This is a genomic window from Deltaproteobacteria bacterium, from assembly GCA_013151915.1.
In the GTDB taxonomy this organism is placed as follows: Bacteria; BMS3Abin14; BMS3Abin14; order BMS3Abin14; family BMS3Abin14; genus BMS3ABIN14.
This window is the reverse complement of sequence record JAADHJ010000004.1, coordinates 1-19,390: the sequence shown is the minus strand read 5'-3', so window position 1 is coordinate 19,390 and position 19,390 is coordinate 1. Positions and strand designations below refer to the sequence as shown.

The following is a 19,390-nucleotide window of genomic DNA, read 5'->3' as shown; positions in this document are numbered from 1 at the left end:
CCGGTTATTTGATGGATTCGGACGGGAACGCGTAGATCTGGTGCCCCCCCAGTTCCTTGGCCTTGTATAACGCCGTGTCCGCCGAGATGATGACGTCGTCCGATGATTTGGCCGAACCTTCCGGAAAGGATACCAGTCCCAGACTGGCATGGATCAGGTGTTCCCTGTCGTCGGTGATGACAGGTTCGGACAGGCGATCGAGGACCTGCTGGGCTACCTTGCGCCCGCCCGCCTCATCGGTCTGGGTCAGGAGGAGAGCGAACTCATCCCCACCATATCGGGCCAGGATGTCGGTTTCCCGAAGCCCCTGCTGAAGCCTTTCAGCGATCTCCCGGAGGACAAAATCCCCATGCCGATGTCCGAATGTGTCATTGACCTCCTTGAAATTGTCCAGGTCAAGTAAAATCATGGTGATGGGAGTGTTGTACCGGTGGCTTCTTTTGATCTCCTCCTCCAGCTTGTCAATGAGGTAACGGTAATTCGGGATGCCTGTGAGGCCGTCGGTGACCGCCATTTCCGCCAGGAGACGGTTCTTCTCCCTCAGCTCGTCCTGTAGGTTTTTTATTCTCAGCATTGCCTTGATCTTGGCGAGGAGCAGGGTAGTATTAAATGGTTTGGTAACGTAATCATCCGCCCCGGCGTCGATTCCCTTCATGATGTCCTCGGGCTGATCCTTTACCGACACCATGAAGATGAGAGTGCCCTTGAACTTCGGGTCGGTTTTGATCGTTCGGCATACTTCAACGCCGTCCATTGCCGCCCCCCGTGGCGACTCCGGATCGGGCAGCATGACATCCAGAAGGACGAGATCAAAGGGCCCTTTGTTTGACATGGCTTCCATGGCTTCTCTGCCCGTAAAAGCGGAAACGGAGCTGTATCCCTCCGACTGCATGATCTTGCAGAGGATCTCGTTAAGGCTGACATTGTCCTCGACTACCAGGATACGTATGTTTGCAGCCGACATCACGGGTTTCCTCATTTTACCCCCAAAAAAACCAGCGCCCCAAATTCCTTGGAAGCGCAGCCGCTAAAGCATTCCAATAAAAGCCCGCCATGGAATTTTCAGGGTTTACACCGTGGAATTGGCGTAGTGACGGACCTTACCGACGATTTCGGACACTTTGAAAGGTTTGGTGATATAGTCAACGGCGCCCATGTCGAGGCCTTTTTGAACCATGTGTGCCTCGTCCATCGCCGAGAGAAAAATTACGGGTATTTTCCTGGTTTCGTCCCTGTTTTTGAGCGCATGCAAAAGATCAATTCCGGAAAGGCGCGGCATCATGATGTCGGCAATAATCAGCTGAGGTTTCACATTCTCAAGAAATAACAGCGCCTCCAACCCGTTGGCCCGGGTTGAGACGTCGTATCCGTATTCCTCAAGCCCGGAACGTATCAGCCTCAGAATATTTTCTTCGTCGTCAATCACGAGAACTTTGGGGGCTGCCATCCGTTGTCCCCTTTCACCTTGGGTAACTTTCTGGTAATTTATGGAATATGCCTAAAAAAATCAAGTATTTTGGAGATGATGCAATGGGCGATGCCGGCACGGGAGATCTCTTCCGGTCCACTGAAAGGCCTGGGGTGCCCGAAGCAGGCAGGCCTTTGGCGGAACGGATGCGCCCTGTTTCCCTCGATGGTTTTCTTGGGCAAAAAGACCTTGTGGGGAAGGATGCGGTTCTAAGGAAAATGATAGAGGGTGATCGGCTGAGTTCGGTCATCTTCTGGGGACCGCCGGGATCCGGGAAGACCACCTTGGCCCGCCTTATAGCTCAGCGGACGGATTCCAGGTTTATGGAGTACAGCGCCGCCACATCGGGAAGCAGGGAAATGAAACAGGTCATGACGGGGGCCAGGCGGTTGCGGCGTGCCGCCGGCAACCGGACAGTCCTTTTCGTTGATGAGGTTCATCGCTTCAACCGTGCGCAGCAGGATGCCTTCCTGCCGTATGTCGAGAGTGGAGACGTGGTCCTTGTGGGAGCGACCACGGAAAATCCATCCTTCGAAGTGAACGCGGCCCTTCTGTCGCGAAGCAAGGTCTTCGTTTTCAAGCCCTTGACCGATGATCAGATACGTGAGCTTCTTCTTCGGGCCGTCAAGGAGGATGGGGAGCTGTCGTCCCTTGATCCTGATCTTTCGGAAGGGGCCCTGGAGGCCATCTGCCGGAACGCCGACGGTGATGCCAGAAGGGCGTTGAACGCACTGGAACTGGCTGTTCTCGTTGTCGTACCCGATGGGGAAGGAAAGCTGAAAATCGGGTCCGACGAGGTTCTACGCGCCATTCAGGGAAAAGCTCTGGCTTACGACAAGACGGGCGAAGAGCACTACAATGTGGTCAGCGCTCTTCACAAGAGCATCAGGGGAAGCGATCCGGATGCATCCCTGTATTGGTTGGCAAGGATGCTCGAATCCGGAGAGGACAGGAGGTATATCCTGAGAAGGCTGGCCAGGGTCGCGGTGGAGGATGTTGGAATGGCCGATCCGGAGGCCATCGTGCAGGCTGCCGCGGCCAGGGAGGCCTTTGACTTCATGGGGCAGCCCGAGGGAGACCTGGTCCTGGCACAGTTCGTTGTTTACCTGGCCCTCGCCCCGAAGAGCAACTCCATTTACATGGCCTGGAAAAAGGCCCTGCGGGATATTGCCGACAGGCCCGCCTATCAGGTTCCGCTTCATATCAGGAACGCCCCCACTGCTCTCATGCGGGAACTCAATTACGGCAAGGGATACCAGTACTCCCACGAAATGCCCTATTCCCTGTCGGCCCACAGTTTCTTCCCGGATGAGCTTGGTGAAAAACGTTATTACAACCCGGGGAAAGCGGGAAAAGAGAAAGCTGCCGCGCAAAGGCTGGAGGAGATACGCAGCCGGATCAGTCGTCTCAGGGAAAAGGACAAGGGTGAGAAAGGATGAGCAGCCGTCCTGTTGTCATTCTTTCCGACAGGCTGGTAGATCTCATAGCGGCCGGGGAGGTCGTTGAGAGACCGGCCTCGGTTGTAAAGGAACTGGTTGAAAATTCCCTGGACGCCTCGGCTTCCCGGATCACCGTGAACATCCAGGCCGGCGGAACCCGTCTTGTCCAAGTGGCGGACAACGGCGTGGGCCTGAGCGAACAGAATGCCCTGTTGGCCATTGAGCGTCATGCCACGAGCAAACTGACCAGGGCCGAGGATCTGGAAGATATACTGACCATGGGGTTCCGGGGTGAAGCGTTGCCCAGTATTGCCGCCGTCGGCAGGTTTGTCATGGAAACCTGGGATGGGTCGTCACCTTCGGGCACACGTGTGGTGATCTGGAACGGAAAACTGTCAAAAGTTGAGCCGTGCGCCCGTCCGCGGGGGACCACCGTTTCGCTGTCACACATCTTTCGAAACATCCCGGCCCGGCGAAAATTCTTAAGATCCAGGGGGACGGAGACGGCCTGGTGCATGAGGGTTGTCGAGGAGTCCGCATTGTCCCGTCCGGAGGTCCATTTTGAAGTCCATGTCGACAGGGGAAGCCCAACGACATTTCCACCAGCGTCGGATCTGAGGGACAGGATTGCCGCCCTTTGGGGCGCGGCGGACGTGCGGGGGCTGTTTCCCCTGGAATCTGAACTCGATGGCATCAGGGTAAGCGGGTTTATCAGTGCTCCCAACCAGACCTACGGGAGGAGAAGCCGGCATCATGTCCTTGTGAACGGCAGGCCGGTGCGGGATCCCGGGCTGAACAGGGCTATCTCCTCCGCTATCTCTTCGGTATATCCATCCGGAAGGTTCCCGGCGCTCGTGCTGTCGTTTCATTTCCCGGCAGGGGAATTGGACGTCAATGTGCACCCATCCAAAAGGGAAGTTCGCGTCCGGAATTTGCCGGTTGTTTCAACGCTTTTGAAAAGGGCGATCAAAGACCTGCATAATATTACCTCCCCGGTGAGAAGGGATTACACTCCCCAGCCGCCTGCTCCCGGGGGCCTGGCGTCCGAAGGAAACAGGCTGTTTGGGGCTTCATGCGTGTCCGGGGAAGCAACGGCGTCCCTGCCCATGGAGGGCGAGGGGCGCGTCATCGGTCAGTTTCTTGGGACCTACATACTTGTTGAGGCCGGGGATGATCTCCGCCTTATCGATCAGCACGCCGCCCATGAGCGGATCATGTTTAACCGCCTTTTGTCCCTTCGCGGTGAGGAGGGCGGACCCTCCCAGAATTTGATCATCCCGGCCCTCGTGGATCTCTCTGCCTCCGAGATTGCGAATCTTCTCGAAAAGAAAGATATCCTCCGTTCTTTTGGCTTCGAGTTCGAGGACTTTGGTGGAACACAGGTGAGAGTGACCGCCGTGCCTGCCCGGATTTCCGAGAGGATCGTCTACGACCTGCTGAAGAGCCTTGCCGCGGATTTTGGTAAGGGCCCGGATCTTCCCGAAGAGGTTGCCCTGCTCATCAGCAGTCGGGCGTGCAGGATGAGCGTTGCCGCCGGCAGAAATCTCAGCCCCATGGAAATGAGGCGGCTTGTTCAGGATCTTGAGGACGCCGAGGCCGGTTTCGCCTGTCCACACGGGCGCCCTACGAGCGTATCGCTGACACGGACGGACCTGGAAAGATTGTTTAAAAGACGATGAAGAAAAGCCCGTTCGTACTGGTCATCGGAGGGCCGACGGCCTCCGGTAAGTCAACCCTGGCCATGGAGCTTGCGAAGATCCTCCCGGTGGAGATTATCAATGCCGACTCCATGCAGGTATATCGTGGGATGGATATCGGAACGGCAAAGCCGGGGCCCGTGGAGAGGAAGCAGGTCGTCCATCATCTCATTGATATCCGGGATCCCGACGAGATGTTCAGCGCTGGGGAATATGCCGATCTGTTCCGCCAAACCGTCTCATCGGTTATTGAAAGAGGAAAATTACCCATCATGGTGGGGGGCACGGGCCTTTACATCAGGGTTGCTCTCGGCGGCATCTTTCCAGGGCCGGCCCGGGATGAGGAGCTTCGAAAAAAACTGCAGTATGAGGAAAATTCCGACCCAGGGTCCCTTTTCAGACGACTTGCGAAGGACGATCCTTCCTCCGCGGTCCGAATCCATGAGGGTGATACGAAACGCATTATCCGGGCGCTGGAGGTCCTGATTCTCACCGGCAGATCCATAAGCGTCCACCAGAGGGAGCACGCCTTCGCCGATTATCCCTTTGAAACACGTTTTTTCTGCCTTAATCCTCCGAGAGAGATCCTTTATAAATGGATTGAAGAACGCGTGGACAGGATGATTCAAAGGGGGCTTCCCGGTGAAGTGAGAGGATTGTTGGAGAAGGGATTCAACCCGGGGTTAAACTCCATGAAAGGGTTGGGATATAAAGAGATCACGGCCCACCTTATGGGGGATACGGGCATCGAGGAGGCGATCAGCCTTATCAAAAGGAATTCCCGCCGTTTTGCCAAACGGCAGGTGACCTGGTTCAGAGGGGAACCGGATATCCGGTGGAAAGAGGTAAGGTCAAGGGAGAATCTGACAACCCTGGCCGGGGAAATCGCCCGGGAACTTGGGGACGCTGACCTCTTGGCAGATTCGTTGAAAACTGCTCTGATGTCCGCTTGCGTGAAACGGTTATTTATTTTATGAACATAACGCAGCAGAAAACGGATGGAGTAAAAAACCATGGATGGACTTTTTGCAACCCTGTCAATTTTCAATAGCAGACGGATAATGGTGATAATCTCTCTGGCCCTCTTCCTGACGGCTGTCTGGTGTCTTCCCACCGCTACAGCGGGTGAGGAGATCATCGATGTTTCGGCGTTTTCTCACATAACAGGCGGCGATGTGGCGGCGGCGCAGAAAAGCGCGGTTCTTTCCGCCAAAGAGAAGGCGATAAAGGCTGCGCTTGAGCGGATTCTTCCGGAGGTGACTCTCCAGACCCTTTCCACGCTGATCGAAGCCAGGGTTGTCCCGCAGGCGGAAACCTTCATCTCCAATTATAAGATCGAAAGCAGGGATGTCAGCGACCTGGCCTATTCCGTGCGTCTTTTGGTGGCGGTAAACGCCGACATCCTTCGGAAAACCCTGGCATCTCTCGGGATTATCAAGGAACCTGGGAGCCCGCCATTGGCCGCCGTGTTTATTACCATGGACATTCCCGCCGACCTTGATCAGGTCAAGGCCATCGGGTCTCTGGCGAACAAAATCTTCAGTTCCGCCCTGGCCACGGCCGGCGGTACGGTCATCCCCCCCCCGGAGGGCGATTTCGAGTTCAGATACATACGTCCGCCGCAGTCAGCCGATTCCCTCATAGACGGGGGAACAGCAGCGATGGCCGACCTGGCGCTGGGTGTTGTTATCAAGGCCGGCCCTAAGGACGATCAGGTGGGAACCCCGGTGCCGGTTCCCCTGTCTCTGGCCTACCGGATACTGGATCTCAAGTCCGGCGCTGTAATAGGCTCCGGGGAAAAGGACTCGGCCGTTTCGCTGCCCGGGAGAGGGGAAAATCCAGACCTCGACTCCCTTGGAAATCTTTTTTCCTTGATGTCCGCTTCCCTTGTCCCTGTAGTGCGGAACTATGCGGTATCCAACCGCGTTACGAACCGTGTCTACAAAATAGTCCTGGAGGGGCCTTTGGACGCTTCATTCTACAGGGAATTTACCTATCGTCTTGTCAACCAGGGCGGAGATGGTGCGGACATCATTCCAGACCGTTTCTCCCGGGGCATGACCGAAATTGATTTTTGGACCGCCAGGGCGCCGGAAGAAGTATCCGCTCTCCTTGGGAAGATCCAGGTGTCCGGCGCTGCCCTTCAGTTCCGGAGAACGCCCGACGGGTTCGTCGTGACCCTTCCTGGAGAAAGTCAAAAAATGGTGGGGGTGAGTGAGTACGGAGGAGAAGTTAACTTCTATAGGAGGCTGCCCCTCCCGGGTGTTGAAAATCCGGAGGATATCAAAAAGACGGAGTCGGTCCCATGGAGGGAGAAGGAAGACAATGGAACCTTCTCCACTGCCAACCTGGCTCCCACGGGTGTGGGCATTCTCGGGAAGATTGATCCGGCGAGGGACCACGACCTCTATCGTTTCAACATTCCTGCCGATACCGTTGAGCTCACGGTCCTTGTTGAACAAACCGGCCCTGGTGAGGTTGAACCCCGGGTAAGGGTTTTCGATTCCACAGGGGAACTCAGGGGGGATGTCCATGCCTGGTCGAGGGGACGGAACCTCTATTTCGTCCTTCCTGTTGATTTTGAGACGGCATGGATTGTCCTGTCCGTCGAGGACAACCTCGGCCGCTACAGCTCCATGTTTCCCTATGTCCTTAACCTTGGGGTAAAGGAAAAAGCAATAACGACCCAGGTAGGAAATGAACCTTCCTAACGCGCTCACCGTCATCAGGATTCTTCTGATACCGTTGTTCCTGTACGAGGTGCTCCAGGGCCGGTTCACCTTCGCCGCCGCGGTATACCTGGCAGCCGCCTTTACCGATGCCCTTGACGGCGCCATCGCCAGAGTGTTTCATATGCAGACGCCTTTGGGCGCATTTTTGGACCCTGTCGCCGACAAGATGCTTGCCACCACCTCCTACCTCAGCCTTGCCTTTCTTCACATCATTCCTCTTTGGCTGTCCATAGTGGTTATAAGCCGGGATATCATTATAGTGGCGGGAGCAGTCGGCGTCTATTACCTGAAGGACTCCCTGGAGATCAAACCTCATCTGGTCAGCAAGATCACCACATTTTTCCAGATCACGACCATTCTGCTTGCACTCGTCCTGAACTCCTCTCTTCCCGCCGCCAGATGGTCTGTCGTTGTGCGGTCCTTCGATTCCATCGCCCTTGTAACGGGAGCCATAACCGTCCTGTCCGGGGCCATCTATATCTTCGCAGGGTTCCGGTCCATTGAAGAGTGAATCCGCCCGGGTCCATCCCCACCCCAGGATGTGCGCTTCACGTACATCCTGGATGACGGGTTTTCTGCGAGTCCATCATCCTTTGAGACGGATATTTCTTGCCTCCGCTGCGGCCCTGTACCTTCTTGTCCCGTTGGCGGCTTCGGCGAGTACCTGGACACTGACCGGCGGACCGGGACTCTCGGTTTTGACTGACAGAAGCGGCAACGACCGAACGACTTTCCTGCTTTTAAATCTAAGCCCCTCTTTTTCCGGCCCCATGTGGGAGGTCGCCCTGGACCTTGATCTGCGATGGGACCTTGAGAACAAAACTTTTTACGATGAAGATTGGAACCGTGACGGGGACTGGCTCCGTCCTTTGAAGAGGATGGGGTACAGGACGTCCGAGGGCGACTGGCGGGTGGAAATTGCCGGATATTCTCAGATGACCTTGGGCAGCGGCCAGGTAGTCAGAGGCCTGATCGGTGGGGCTGAAACAACCTATGGTCTCCCGGGACTCCTGGTCAATGGTGCGGCGTCCAACGCGTCGTTTCAACTGTTTGTCGATCGTGTTTACGACCCCGATGTTGCCGGGGCAGCGGTCACCTGGAACCCGGGATCAGCTTTCAGCCTCTCCTTGGAAGGTGCCGTGGATTCCTCGGCGCCTCTCGTTTTTTCGGGTCGGTTCGATGGAGGGCGTCCCATAGCGGATGGCGAGAAATCCGTCAGGGGGTTGGGGGGTGAGGCAAAATACCGTTTCTATAACGGTGATGTCCTGGGGCTTTCCCTTATGGTCAATGCAGGCAGCTTGAACCAGGAGGCAAAGGGGACCGGAGGGGGGGTCCAGATGGACCTCGATTTCTCGAGCTTCTATCATAACCGCCTTACCTTGAGGGCGGGGACCACCAGGTGCCGTGAAAACTACATCCCGGCCTATTTCGATGATCTATACCAGATCGAGCGATGGGGAGTGTCGGGAAACACCCTTCTCCAATTGAACCCCCTGGATGCCGGCGGAGCCGACAGAAATATGGTGTCGGCCTACATGGAGTACGGTCTGGGAGATTTTTTCCACGTACGGGCCGAGTACGACAGGTTTGATGATGATTCCATGAAGAGAGCCGGACTCCTGCTGAACCTTTCCGAGGAGGACAACAGAGGATTGGAAGTTATCCTTTGGTCAAAGACCCTGAATAAGGGCGAGAACCTCTTCGACATCGATTCGAACATGTTCGCCCGGGTGTCGGCGCTTTATAAGTTTTTCCCGCATCTTTTTATTAAAGGATCCTATGAGCTGTCATGGGACTTTGTCGCGGATAAGGGTGGGGCTGTTTCCTCGTCGAACCTTACTCTTTCGGCCCTTTATACCATTTCTTTTTAGGTTCATTTTAGGTTCATCCGGCTAATGCGCACCCTTCCCTTCCGCCTGCGGCACCTCTTTGCGTCTTTTGCGTCTTGCCTGTTTTTAGCGACGGCGGAAGCGAGTCACGTGTTTTAATGCGACGAGCGGGCGTGAGAAAATGGGTTTCACATCCAGTACTCATTCCCGGGATGGACCATATCTGCTAATATCTTGACAAAGGAATTTTGAGTTGTTAGTTAAGCTTTCATTGTATAGGCACGTAGCTCAGCGGGAGAGCACTGCCCTGACGCGGCAGGGGTCGGCGGTTCGAAACCGCCCGTGCCTACCATACTATTCAATAGGCCGTATGGTTCTTTTTTCGGGGGCATCTTGACAGTGTCGTTTCAGGATGCCCCCAGTTTATTTGTTGATCGAAGTATCAAAGTATCTGGAACCCAAGGTCCAACGTGATAAACTAGTCCAGAGTCCAGAGTCCAGAGTCCAGAGAAGAGAAAGGCGTCTGCGGGGGACGAGAGGGCGTGTGGGAGTAAGGACCTAGGGGGGTGTCGAAGTACCTAGACCCCAGACCCTGCTTCCAGGGACCTGGATGTACAGAAAGGATAAACCGTGAAGATTACTTTTCCGGACGGATCATCCAGGGAATTCGAGAAGGGAACCACTTTAGGAGGGATCGCTGACTCTCTTGGAGGCCGTTTGGCGCGGGAGGCCCTTGCTGCCGAGGTGGACGGTCACCTGGTGGACCTTGGGCTTTCCTTGGACGAGGATGCGAGTATCCGTTTTCTGACTTTTGAGGACCCCGAAGGGGAGAAGGTTTTCAGACATAGCGCCTCCCATGTCATGGCCCAGGCAGTCAAAAGGCTTTTTCCCGACACGAGGCTTGCTATCGGCCCGGCTATTGAGAACGGCTATTACTACGATTTTGACACCACGGAGGCCTTCCACGAGGAGGAACTGGACCGAATCGAACAGGAAATGGCGCACATCGTCAAGGAGAGGCTCCCGCTGGTAAGGGAGGTTTTGCCAAAAGACGAGGCTGTCGCATTGTTCCGGGAAAGAGAAGAGGACTACAAGGTGGAAATGATCGAGGCCATCGAGGACGACACCGTTTCCATCTACAGACAGGGTGATTTTATCGACATGTGCCGTGGTCCCCACGTTCCTGATACGGGGTATATAAAATGCAATAAACTCCTGAGCGTCGCGGGGGCGTATTGGAGAGGTGATGAGCACAACAAGATGCTCCAGCGGATCTATGGGACGGCCTTCCCCGACAGAAAATTGCTCAAAGCTCACCTTTTCCGGATCGAAGAGGCGCGGAAAAGGGACCATCGACGGTTGGGCAAGGAGCTCGAACTCTTTTCCATACTCGAGGAGGCCGGCCCCGGCTTTGCCATTTATCATCCGAAGGGAGCCCTGATAAGAACTATCCTGGAGGATTTTGAAAAGAGGGAGCACCTGAAGAGGGGGTACCAGATCGTCGTGGGGCCCCAGCTCCTCAAGGTCGACCTGTGGAAAAAGTCCGGTCACTTCGACCACTATCGTGAGAACATGTATTTTACAGAGGTTGAGAAAACCCAGTACGGCATCAAGCCCATGAACTGCCTCGCCCATATGCTCATCTACAAATCCAGGATAAGAAGCTATCGTGAGCTGCCCATAAGGTATTTTGAGTTAGGCACCGTTTATCGCCATGAACAGTCCGGAGTTCTGCATGGTCTTCTCAGGCTCCGGGGCTTTACCCAGGACGATGCGCACATCCTCTGTACTGCGGATCAGCTCAATTCCGAGATCAGGGGAGTTATCTCCTTCGTGAAGGATGTTATGGCCGTGTTCAGCTTTGAGTACGAGATGGAGGTTTCCACCCGTCCCGACAGTTCAATCGGTACCGATGAGGATTGGGAAAGGGCGACCGGCGCTCTTATAAAGGCGTTGGACGACGATGGTTTACCTTACCTCATTAATGAGGGTGACGGGGCCTTCTACGGTCCAAAGATCGATGTTAAAATCAGGGACGCCATCGGCCGCATGTGGCAATGCGCCACGATCCAGTGTGATTTCGCCCTGCCTGAGAGATTCGAACTGGAGTACGTGGGACCGGATGGCCACCGCCATAGACCCATTATGCTTCATCGGGTCATTCTCGGATCCATCGATAGGTTTCTTGGCATCCTTATCGAGCATTATGCAGGGGCATTTCCCACATGGCTTTCGCCCGTGCAGGTGAAGCTGTTGACAATAACTGACAGTAGTGTTAACTATGCCAAGTCCGTTGCGAAGCGTCTTGTTCGGGAGGGGATAAGGGTTGAGACCGACTTCAGAAACGAGAAGATCGGGTTCAAAATAAGGGAATCCCGCCTGGAAAAAGTGCCGTATATGCTTATTATTGGTGAAAAAGAAGCCGCATCCGGTGCTGTCGCTGTGAGACACCGGGAGGACGGCGACAGGGGTGCTTTGCCTCTGGATGATTTTATTGACCTGGTGAGAGATGAGGTCTCATCACCTGTTCTTCCCTGACAACTAGGAGGATTGAGATAGCCACAGAAAAACAGATACCCGTCAACGAGTTGATCAGGGCACATGAGGTCCGGGTTATCGGGCCTGATGGAGACCAATTGGGCATCCTGAAAAAAGCGGATGCCATTACAGCGGCGGAAGAACTGGGGCTTGATCTTGTTGAGGTTGCCGGCAATGCCACCCCTCCCGTATGCCGCATTATGGATTTCGGGAAGTACAAATATGAGTTGAGCAAGAAGGCCCAGGTCGCCAGAAAAAAACAGAGGATAATCCTGGTTAAGGAGATCAAGGTAAGGCCGAAGACAGATATCCATGACCTCGAGGTCAAAGCGAAACATGCCAGAAAATTTCTCATGGAAGGCAATAAAATCAAGGTTACCGTCAGGTTCAGGGGAAGAGAAATCGTACATACCGATCGTGGTAATCTGGTTTTGACCAAGCTGCTGAAGATGCTGGATGACGTTGCTACGGTTGAGTCACATCCGAAGATGGAAGGCAGGACCATGATCATGGTCCTCGCTCCTGTGGCCTGACAGAACCAAGAATTATTGGAGACCGAAATGCCGAAAATCAAGACAAACAGGGGTGCGGCCAAGCGGTTTGGGCGTACCGGGACGGGGAAACTGAAACGGCGAAGGGCATATCACAGCCACATCCTCACCAGTAAAAATCAGAAACGCAAGAGGAGGCTCAGGTCCGGCACACTGGTTCACAGCGCCGATGCCAGCAACGTCAGAAAGCTAATTCCCTACGCATAGCAGAATCGGGAGATAAACAATGCCCAGGGTAAAAAGGGCGGTTCACGCCAGAAAAAAGAGGAAGAGCCTGCTGTCGCAGGCATCCGGCTACAGGGCCGGCAGGAAGAACCTGATCAAGCAGGCCCGTAATACCGTGGAGAAGGCCCTCCAGTATTCCTACCGTGACAGGAGGACGAAGAAGCGGGATTTCCGCAGGCTCTGGATTATCCGTATCAACGCTGCCGCCCACAATAACGGCCTGTCCTATAGTCAGTTTATCCACGGGTTGGCCGAGGCCGGCGTTTCCCTGGATCGTAAGGTTCTATCGGACCTCGCTGTCCACGATGACGCCGCCTTCGCAGAATTGGCCAAAATAGCCCTCGAAAGCCTTAAGCAGACCGCATAATTCCCATGAAACAGATCGCCATAATCGGGCTGGGACGTTTCGGAATGAGCCTTGCCAGGAGCCTTACCGAAAACAAGTGCCAGGTTCTTGCTGTGGACAGCGACATGGAAAGGGTCAAAAAGGCTCAGGCGTTCGTTGCTCAGGCCGCGCAGCTCGATGCCAAGGATGAGGATTCCCTGAAAGCAGTCGGGGTCACGGAAATGGACGCAACCGTGGTGGCTATAGGCGCGGACATCGAGTCAAGCATGCTGGCCACCATGACCCTCAAGGACATGGGGGTACCACGGGTTATCGTAAAGGCATCGTCTGAGCTGCACGGACGTTTTCTGAAGAAAATAGGGGCCGACCAGGTCGTCTTTCCTGAAGGAGACAGCGGCCGCAGGCTCGGGATATTCCTGGCAAAGCCTGGGATTATCGAGCAGATCGATCTTGGTGAAGAGTACGGGATCTTCGAGATCAACGTTCCCGACTCCTGGATAGGAAAGACCCTCGGGGAACTTCAGATCAGGGTAAAATATGGAATAACCATCCTGGCCATTCGCAGCCAGGACGCGGACGGGGAGAAGGAATTCAGCATGATCATTTCTCCCCTGGCCTCGGAGAAACTGAAGGCAGGGGACGTTGTCACTGTTCTCGGTCATGTGGACGAGGTTAAAAAACTTATCCCCTGATACCATACCATCGGCTGATACCCGTGGTATTTTGGTTTGAAGGCTTCGTTTGGCGGTTGTACTAATTTTGGTAGGGTCGTAAAAAGTCTATCCAAGGATACTTCCCTCTGTGGGTTGTTCCCGCAGCATTTCGGCGGTTCAGGTAAGCGGAGCGTTCAGGGCTTTCGTCCTTGGGGATGGAGGCCTTTTGGTTTTTTTTTGAGGCCCGGGGACATGGTCCAGGGATCGGCCTCACGTAAGGTCGCGAGATGTGGGCAATTTTTCTCGCGCTGGAGGAAGATAATGAAGGCCAAGGTGGGCAAGCTGTTGGAGGAAGCTCAAAAGGAGATCGCCTCCGCGGGAAGTTTAAAGGAACTCGATGAAGTAAAGGTGCGCTTCCTGGGTAAAAAAGGCAGGCTTACAGCACTTTTGAAGTCTCTCGGAGAACTTTCTCCCGATGATCGTCCCGCGGCGGGCCAGGCCGTCAACAACGCCAGAAAGAGCATGGCCATGTCCCTCGAGGAGAGGGCTGGTAGTATCTCAGCCGAGGAAAGGGCCAGGGACAGCGAGGAGCAGAAGGCCGACATTACCATGCCGGGGGTGTCCCGCAGGCGGGGGTACCGCCATCCCATAAGCCTTGTTATGGAGGAGACCCTGGATATTTTTCAGGGGTTGGGATTTTCCATTCGCCAGGGGCCGGAGATCGAGAAGGATTATTACAATTTTGAAGCCCTTAATATTCCAAAAAATCACCCCGCGAGAGATATGCAGGATACCTTCTATATCGACACGGATACCGTTCTGAGGACCCACACATCTCCCGTTCAGGTCCGGACGATGGAATCCGAAAGTCCCCCAATGCGTATAGTATCCCCTGGAAAAGTTTACCGTGTGGATTTCGATGTGACCCATTCCCCCATGTTTCACCAGGTAGAAGGATTCATGGTCGACGAGGGCGTTTCTTTCAGTGACCTGAAAGGGGTACTTACCCAGTTTATGCTCCAGTTCTTCGGTGAATCGACCCCGGTGAGGTTCAGACCAAGTTTCTTTCCGTTTACCGAACCCAGCGCAGAAGTGGATATCGGGTGTGTAATCTGTGGAGGCGCAGGCTGCAGGGTCTGCTCCGGTACCGGATGGATTGAGATTCTTGGAGCCGGAATGATCCATCCGGAGGTCTTCCGTTCCGTTGACTATGATTCGGAAAAGTACAGCGGGTTTGCCTTCGGATTGGGCATTGAACGTCTTACCATGCTCAGGTACGAAATAGACGACATCAGGCTCTTTTTTGAAAATGACACAAGGTTCCTGAGTCAGTTCGGATAGGGGGAAGGGCAGGTTTGAAGAAGAAGGTTTGAGAGTTTGAGGTTTGAAGTCGCAATTAAAGTTTATAAGTTTGGGAGTTTGAAGTTTGAGGTTAAAAACTAGGAACCAGGCACTAGGTACTAGGTACTAGGAACTATAAAAATTTTATTAAACAATGCGTTATCAGCTTAAACCTAACAAGTTAGATTAATAAAATTTTTATTCTGCAAGGAGCAAATCGATGAAAATCAGTCTCCAATGGCTCCAGGAGTTCGTTGATCTGGAGGAAAAACCGCAGCAGTTGGCTGAGGATCTCACCATGATGGGGTTGGAGGTCGAGGGTATGGCTGAGGTTGATGGCGATAACATTTTTGAGATTGGGGTCACCCCCAACCGGCCCGACTGGCTGAGCCATCTTGGTGTTGCCCGGGAATTGGCGGCTCTTTATGGTCGTAAGGTGCGTATCCCTGAAACCGGGGTTACTGAAGGTGACCTGCCGGTTGAGGCCATGTCATCGGTGGAGATTGAAGCTCCGGACGCCTGCCCGCGGTATTCCGCGAGGGTGATTTCAGGAGTCAAGCTCGGTAAATCTCCCGAGAACGTCAGGCGGAGGCTTGAGGCCCTTGGCGTCAGAAGCATCAACAACGTGGTTGACGCAACAAATTATGTCATGCTTGAATTGGGACAGCCGCTGCACGCGTTCGATTACAGCAGGCTGAGGGAAAACCGCATTGTCGTTAGGAAGGCCGTTGAGGGTGAGATCATGAGCACCTTGGACGGGCAGAAGAGAGATCTGGATGACGGGGACCTGCTTATCTGTGATGGTCTGGGCCCGGTTGCCATAGCGGGCATCATGGGGGGTGAGAACTCGGAGGTCGAGGATGATACCGTTGATCTTCTCCTTGAAAGCGCCTGTTTCGATCCCGTGACCATCAGGAAGACCTCAAAAAGGCTTGGGCTTTCAACCGATGCGTCCTTTCGGTTCGAGAGGGGGACCGATCCGTCAGCCACCACGATCGCCTTGAACAGACTGGCCCGGCTCATTAACGAATGGGCCGGCGGCAGTGTATGTTCGGGCATCCTGGATCTTCATCCCAGGGTCGAGGGCGAAAGGAAGGTCCGTTTCAGACCCGTCAGGGTCAACTCCCTTCTGGGGACGGAGATCCCGGTCGATTCCATGGAATCCATCCTTGCCGGACTGGACCTTGAGCCCAGGAAGGGCAAAGGAGGTTGGTGGACCGTGTCAGTGCCGGGGTACAGGAGGGACATCGCCAGGGAGGAGGATGTCGTTGAGGAGATCGCGAGAATTTATGGATATCAGAAGGTCCCCATAACCATGCCCATCGGCCGGACGGTTCCCGTCAGATCACCGGAACAGCGGAAGCTTGTCCACAGGGTCAAATCCCTTCTGGAAGCCGACGGCTTCTTTGAGACTATCAGCTTCAGCTATGTAAGCAGGTCGGAACTGGACGATCTTGGGCTGACAGGCGGCCCGGAACCCGTCAAACTCATTAATCCTATTTCCGAGGAGATGAGCGTCATGAGGACCAGTCTCCTGCCTGGGCTGCTCAATTCGGCGCGATTCAATGTCAGCCGAAGGGTGGAGGAGATTCGCCTTTATGAGGTCGGACGGGTGTTTCTTCCCTGCAATACCTGTAACATAGCCGAGGAGAGGATGCGGGTGTCCGCCGTCATGGCTGGAAACCGATGCCCCAAAACATGGTATGGGGAAGGTAAAAGGGCCGACTTTTTTGATGTAAAGGGCGCTGTTGAAAACCTCCTGAGGGGAATGGGAATTGAGGATATCTCCTTCTCCGAGCTCGATATGCCGTATCTTCAAACAGGCCAGGGCGCATGGGTTATGGTGGGCGATCAACCGGTGGGCCCGGTGGGGACATTGGACCGGGACACCAGGGAAAGATATGGCATAAAGGGCTGGGCCGGATGTTTTGAACTGGACATTCACCGTTTTCAGGACGAGGCCCTGAAAATAAGTCCCTACAGGCCCATCCCCAAATTTCCGGAAGTCCTGAGAGATCTTGCCCTGATTGTCCCGCCCATGGTTAAGGCCGGGGAAATCAAAATGACGGTCATGGATGCCGGTGAAAACCTCCGGGCCGTTCATGTCTTTGATGAGTACAGAGGCAAAGGAGTGCCTGCCGGCCACCGTAGCCTTGCCTTCTCGCTGCATTTTCAGAGCCCCGAAAGAACCCTTACGGATGGAGAGGTTGACCGGAATATGGTCGGGATTCTCAAAGTCCTTAAAAAGAAGTTCGGTGTTAAACTGAGATAGTCCCCGGAAGCCTTCCACGGCCCACCGCGATAAGGCACGTTGTTCCACCACCCGTTCGTCACGCCGATGGCGTGACTCACTGAAGATACGGAGTTCACGGAGAAAACCTTAAACCTTGGAGTTGAAGAGCAGCTTGCCATGATAAGGCGCATTATTGGAGGGCACGGAGAAAACATTAAAATCTTGAGTTAGGGAGCGGAGCACCGCGACAGGGCTCGTTGTTTCAGCACAGTACATCCATTCAAAGTGGTAAATTGGCTTTGGAAGTGTTTGTTATTTCACCATTGTGCAGCGCCCATTTTTTCTCTTGACGGGGAGTCTACAAACCGATTAAACTTTAACTTCTTGAAAATGAAAGAGATTGTTAATAAAGGTTAAGGAAAGGAATTAAATATGACGAAGGCCGATATCGTTGAAAAGGTTCACGACAGGACCGGGTTTTCCAAGAAAGAGTCTTCCGAGGCGGTAGCGGCTATTCTCGAGATTCTCAAGGAAAGGTTGGAACGGGGCCAAAAGGTCAAACTTTCCGGTTTCGGGAATTTCGTGATTCGACACAAAGACGTTCGTAAAGGGAGAAACCCCAAGACTGGAGAAGAGATGGAGATTTCCGCCAGAAAGGTGATGTCCTTTAAACCCAGCCAGAAGCTTAAAGACTATATCAACACCAAGTAAACCCTGAATCCAGTTCTCAATGGAATTGAATCCTTGACAGAATCCATTGAAATACCCGACAAGCTTTTCTTCAAGATCGGGGAGGTCAGCCGCCTCACCGGAGTCAAACCCCATGTGCTCCGGTATTGGGAATCCGAGTTTCCCAACTTGGCTCCCCCCAAGAACCGTTCATCGCAGAGGGTCTACAGACGAAAGGATATCGAGACCGTCCTGGTCATCAAAGGGCTTCTTTACGAGGATAATTTCACGATTTCAGGGGCCAGAAAGAAACTTCGTGAGATGAGAAGCCGAAAAAGAGCCAAAGGCCAGATGAATCTTTTCCCTGGCGATAACCGGAAGCAGATCCAAACCGCTATCAGGGAACTGGAGGAGGCTTTGAACCTTATCAAAGACGGTGGGTAGGGTTCATCGACATCCAGGATTCTAAATCATGCCCTGCGTCCTGTATTAACAGAACTTCCTGAATTGACAAACGTGGCAGCTTTAGTATATTTATTAGTTCCAGGAAGGATGTTTCCTCGGAGGGCCCGGTTATGCGGATGAAAATAAAGCTGAAACAGAATTATACTCCCAACGATGTGGGAATGATGCTCGGTGTCCACCACAACACCATTAAGAACTGGATAAAGAGCAAACAGATCGTGGCCTTCAAGACCGTTGGAGGGCATTATCGGGTCCCGCGAAGGGAGGTTGTCAATCTGATCAAGAGCCGGGGTCTGCCGATTCCTGAAGAACTACAGGGATCCATGGGGGTTGTTTACATTGTCGACGACGACCGCCTTATCCGGAATGCCCTTCAGGAGGAATTGAAGGCCTCGTCCTTTGAGGCCTACTCCTTCAGTAACGGGTTTGATGCTCTTATGCAGATGGGCAGGCTCAAACCTGATCTTATCATCCTTGATATCTTCATGCCCGGCATTGATGGCTTTGCCCTGGTCAAGAGAATCAGAAACGACGAAAAACTGGCTAGCATCCACGTTGTGGGCATGTCGGGCAGGGATGTTGATGTCTCCAAGGCACTGGCCGTCGGCTTCGATGATTTTTTCCATAAAAGTGGGGGGTTGGAGCCGGTTATTGACAATGTAAAAGGATTTCTGGGGACCGTCGCTTCCTGATCGTTTTTCCCCTTTGACCTTGGCCTGTCTTGACTTGCCGGTTAACTGCTGATACATTTCGCGGCTGTAAAATAACGGGGCGTAGCGCAGTCTGGTAGCGCACCTGAATGGGGTTCAGGTGGTCGGAGGTTCAAATCCTCTCGCCCCGACCAGGAATAAAAAACCGGGAGCTTCGGCTTCCGGTTTTTTTTATCGAATATCAAAAGCCGGTGTCAGAGCACTTTGGCATACCCCCCGGGGACGTAACCAATCTCACCCTGACTGGGGCATGTCATCAACGGGAACCTCTCGACATCTCGCGCGTATTAATATGCAAACCTTATCCGCATTATATTCGTAAGCATTCCAGAGAGAGACTGCTATTGACTGATATTGAGGTGGTAGAGAGGGTCAAGAACGGCGATGTGGAGATATTTTCACTCCTGGTTGTAGCAATAACCCCTGTGTCAGAGACAGGGGTTGGAAGATGGGTATGTGTGCCGCTATTTTCCCCGGCCCGGGGATTTTGGTGC

Annotated in this window: 18 protein-coding genes and 2 tRNA genes; 18 read left to right on the top strand and 2 right to left on the bottom strand. The window is 53.8% G+C overall.

The genetic code is table 11. The features are described from left to right. Positions 1-4 precede the first annotated feature (4 nt). Together GXP52_00770 and GXP52_00765 are read right to left on the bottom strand one after the other, a co-directional pair. Positions 5-964, bottom strand: a complete 960-nt coding sequence (locus GXP52_00770) for a diguanylate cyclase (protein NOY85818.1) — start codon at positions 962-964, stop codon at positions 5-7. 105 nt (positions 965-1,069) lie between these two features. Continuing rightward, positions 1,070-1,447: a response regulator gene (locus tag GXP52_00765; GenBank protein ID NOY85817.1), complete on the bottom strand. Its 378-nt coding sequence runs from the start codon at positions 1,445-1,447 to the stop codon at positions 1,070-1,072. A gap of 83 nt (positions 1,448-1,530) precedes the next feature. Between GXP52_00765 and GXP52_00760 the strand changes: the two genes are divergently transcribed. The 18 genes from GXP52_00760 (at position 1,531) to GXP52_00675 (ending at position 19,030) form a co-directional block, all read left to right on the top strand. Beyond that, positions 1,531-2,907 (top strand): replication-associated recombination protein A, encoded by a 1,377-nt coding sequence (locus GXP52_00760; protein NOY85816.1) that lies wholly within the window; start codon positions 1,531-1,533, stop codon positions 2,905-2,907. Then, positions 2,904-4,586: a DNA mismatch repair endonuclease MutL gene (gene mutL, locus GXP52_00755; protein NOY85815.1), complete on the top strand. Its 1,683-nt coding sequence runs from the start codon at positions 2,904-2,906 to the stop codon at positions 4,584-4,586. The genes GXP52_00760 and mutL overlap by 4 nt, the downstream gene beginning before the upstream one ends. Next, a complete protein-coding gene (gene miaA, locus GXP52_00750) occupies positions 4,583-5,581 on the top strand; it encodes a tRNA (adenosine(37)-N6)-dimethylallyltransferase MiaA (protein ID NOY85814.1) in 999 nt (332 codons plus the stop codon). The genes mutL and miaA overlap by 4 nt, the downstream gene beginning before the upstream one ends. A 36-nt stretch (positions 5,582-5,617) precedes the next feature. Continuing rightward, complete coding sequence (locus GXP52_00745) at positions 5,618-7,315, top strand: hypothetical protein (protein ID NOY85813.1); 1,698 nt, start codon at positions 5,618-5,620, stop codon at positions 7,313-7,315. Then, positions 7,302-7,847 (top strand): CDP-alcohol phosphatidyltransferase family protein, encoded by a 546-nt coding sequence (locus tag GXP52_00740; GenBank protein NOY85812.1) that lies wholly within the window; start codon positions 7,302-7,304, stop codon positions 7,845-7,847. The genes GXP52_00745 and GXP52_00740 overlap by 14 nt, the downstream gene beginning before the upstream one ends. An 82-nt stretch (positions 7,848-7,929) precedes the next feature. Beyond that, positions 7,930-9,207, top strand: coding sequence for a hypothetical protein (locus GXP52_00735; protein ID NOY85811.1), 1,278 nt, complete (start codon positions 7,930-7,932; stop codon positions 9,205-9,207). 235 nt (positions 9,208-9,442) lie between these two features. Beyond that, positions 9,443-9,517 (top strand) — tRNA-Val (locus tag GXP52_00730). A 278-nt stretch (positions 9,518-9,795) separates the two neighbouring features. Next, positions 9,796-11,703, top strand: coding sequence for a threonine--tRNA ligase (thrS, locus tag GXP52_00725; GenBank protein ID NOY85810.1), 1,908 nt, complete (start codon positions 9,796-9,798; stop codon positions 11,701-11,703). A gap of 35 nt (positions 11,704-11,738) precedes the next feature. After that, the gene (locus GXP52_00720) at positions 11,739-12,236 is read left to right on the top strand and encodes a translation initiation factor IF-3 (GenBank protein ID NOY85809.1); all 498 of its coding nucleotides are present in this window, start codon (positions 11,739-11,741) and stop codon (positions 12,234-12,236) included. Positions 12,237-12,263: 27 nt separating this feature from the next. Continuing rightward, the gene (gene rpmI, locus GXP52_00715) at positions 12,264-12,461 is read left to right on the top strand and encodes a 50S ribosomal protein L35 (protein NOY85808.1); all 198 of its coding nucleotides are present in this window, start codon (positions 12,264-12,266) and stop codon (positions 12,459-12,461) included. 19 nt (positions 12,462-12,480) lie between these two features. Then, complete coding sequence (rplT, locus tag GXP52_00710) at positions 12,481-12,846, top strand: 50S ribosomal protein L20 (GenBank protein NOY85807.1); 366 nt, start codon at positions 12,481-12,483, stop codon at positions 12,844-12,846. Positions 12,847-12,851: 5 nt separating this feature from the next. Then, on the top strand, positions 12,852-13,517 hold the full coding sequence (locus tag GXP52_00705) for a TrkA family potassium uptake protein (protein ID NOY85806.1): 666 nt from the start codon (positions 12,852-12,854) through the stop codon (positions 13,515-13,517). A gap of 282 nt (positions 13,518-13,799) precedes the next feature. After that, positions 13,800-14,819, top strand: coding sequence for a phenylalanine--tRNA ligase subunit alpha (gene pheS / locus GXP52_00700; protein NOY85805.1), 1,020 nt, complete (start codon positions 13,800-13,802; stop codon positions 14,817-14,819). Between the two features lie 220 nt (positions 14,820-15,039). Then, on the top strand, positions 15,040-17,091 hold the full coding sequence (locus GXP52_00695; protein NOY85804.1) for a phenylalanine--tRNA ligase subunit beta: 2,052 nt from the start codon (positions 15,040-15,042) through the stop codon (positions 17,089-17,091). A gap of 393 nt (positions 17,092-17,484) precedes the next feature. After that, positions 17,485-17,763, top strand: a complete 279-nt coding sequence (locus GXP52_00690; GenBank protein NOY85803.1) for an integration host factor subunit alpha — start codon at positions 17,485-17,487, stop codon at positions 17,761-17,763. Between the two features lie 24 nt (positions 17,764-17,787). Beyond that, positions 17,788-18,165, top strand: a complete 378-nt coding sequence (locus tag GXP52_00685) for a MerR family transcriptional regulator (GenBank protein NOY85802.1) — start codon at positions 17,788-17,790, stop codon at positions 18,163-18,165. 137 nt (positions 18,166-18,302) lie between these two features. After that, positions 18,303-18,878 (top strand): response regulator, encoded by a 576-nt coding sequence (locus tag GXP52_00680; protein NOY85801.1) that lies wholly within the window; start codon positions 18,303-18,305, stop codon positions 18,876-18,878. 75 nt (positions 18,879-18,953) lie between these two features. Continuing rightward, positions 18,954-19,030: transfer RNA gene (locus tag GXP52_00675), tRNA-Pro, on the top strand. Positions 19,031-19,390: the final 360 nt, after the last annotated feature.

Coding starts and splice junctions, on each gene's coding strand:
- GXP52_00765 (NOY85817.1), bottom strand. CDS start 1,447: ATGGCAGCCCCCAAAGTTCTCGTGATTGACGACGAAGAAAATATTCTG.
- GXP52_00740 (NOY85812.1), top strand. CDS start 7,302: ATGAACCTTCCTAACGCGCTCACCGTCATCAGGATTCTTCTGATACCG.
- GXP52_00745 (NOY85813.1), top strand. CDS start 5,618: ATGGATGGACTTTTTGCAACCCTGTCAATTTTCAATAGCAGACGGATA.
- miaA (NOY85814.1), top strand. CDS start 4,583: ATGAAGAAAAGCCCGTTCGTACTGGTCATCGGAGGGCCGACGGCCTCC.
- GXP52_00705 (NOY85806.1), top strand. CDS start 12,852: ATGAAACAGATCGCCATAATCGGGCTGGGACGTTTCGGAATGAGCCTT.
- GXP52_00770 (NOY85818.1), bottom strand. CDS start 964: ATGTCGGCTGCAAACATACGTATCCTGGTAGTCGAGGACAATGTCAGC.
- mutL (NOY85815.1), top strand. CDS start 2,904: ATGAGCAGCCGTCCTGTTGTCATTCTTTCCGACAGGCTGGTAGATCTC.
- GXP52_00695 (NOY85804.1), top strand. CDS start 15,040: ATGAAAATCAGTCTCCAATGGCTCCAGGAGTTCGTTGATCTGGAGGAA.
- rpmI (NOY85808.1), top strand. CDS start 12,264: ATGCCGAAAATCAAGACAAACAGGGGTGCGGCCAAGCGGTTTGGGCGT.
- GXP52_00680 (NOY85801.1), top strand. CDS start 18,303: ATGAAAATAAAGCTGAAACAGAATTATACTCCCAACGATGTGGGAATG.
- GXP52_00760 (NOY85816.1), top strand. CDS start 1,531: ATGGGCGATGCCGGCACGGGAGATCTCTTCCGGTCCACTGAAAGGCCT.
- GXP52_00690 (NOY85803.1), top strand. CDS start 17,485: ATGACGAAGGCCGATATCGTTGAAAAGGTTCACGACAGGACCGGGTTT.
- pheS (NOY85805.1), top strand. CDS start 13,800: ATGAAGGCCAAGGTGGGCAAGCTGTTGGAGGAAGCTCAAAAGGAGATC.
- rplT (NOY85807.1), top strand. CDS start 12,481: ATGCCCAGGGTAAAAAGGGCGGTTCACGCCAGAAAAAAGAGGAAGAGC.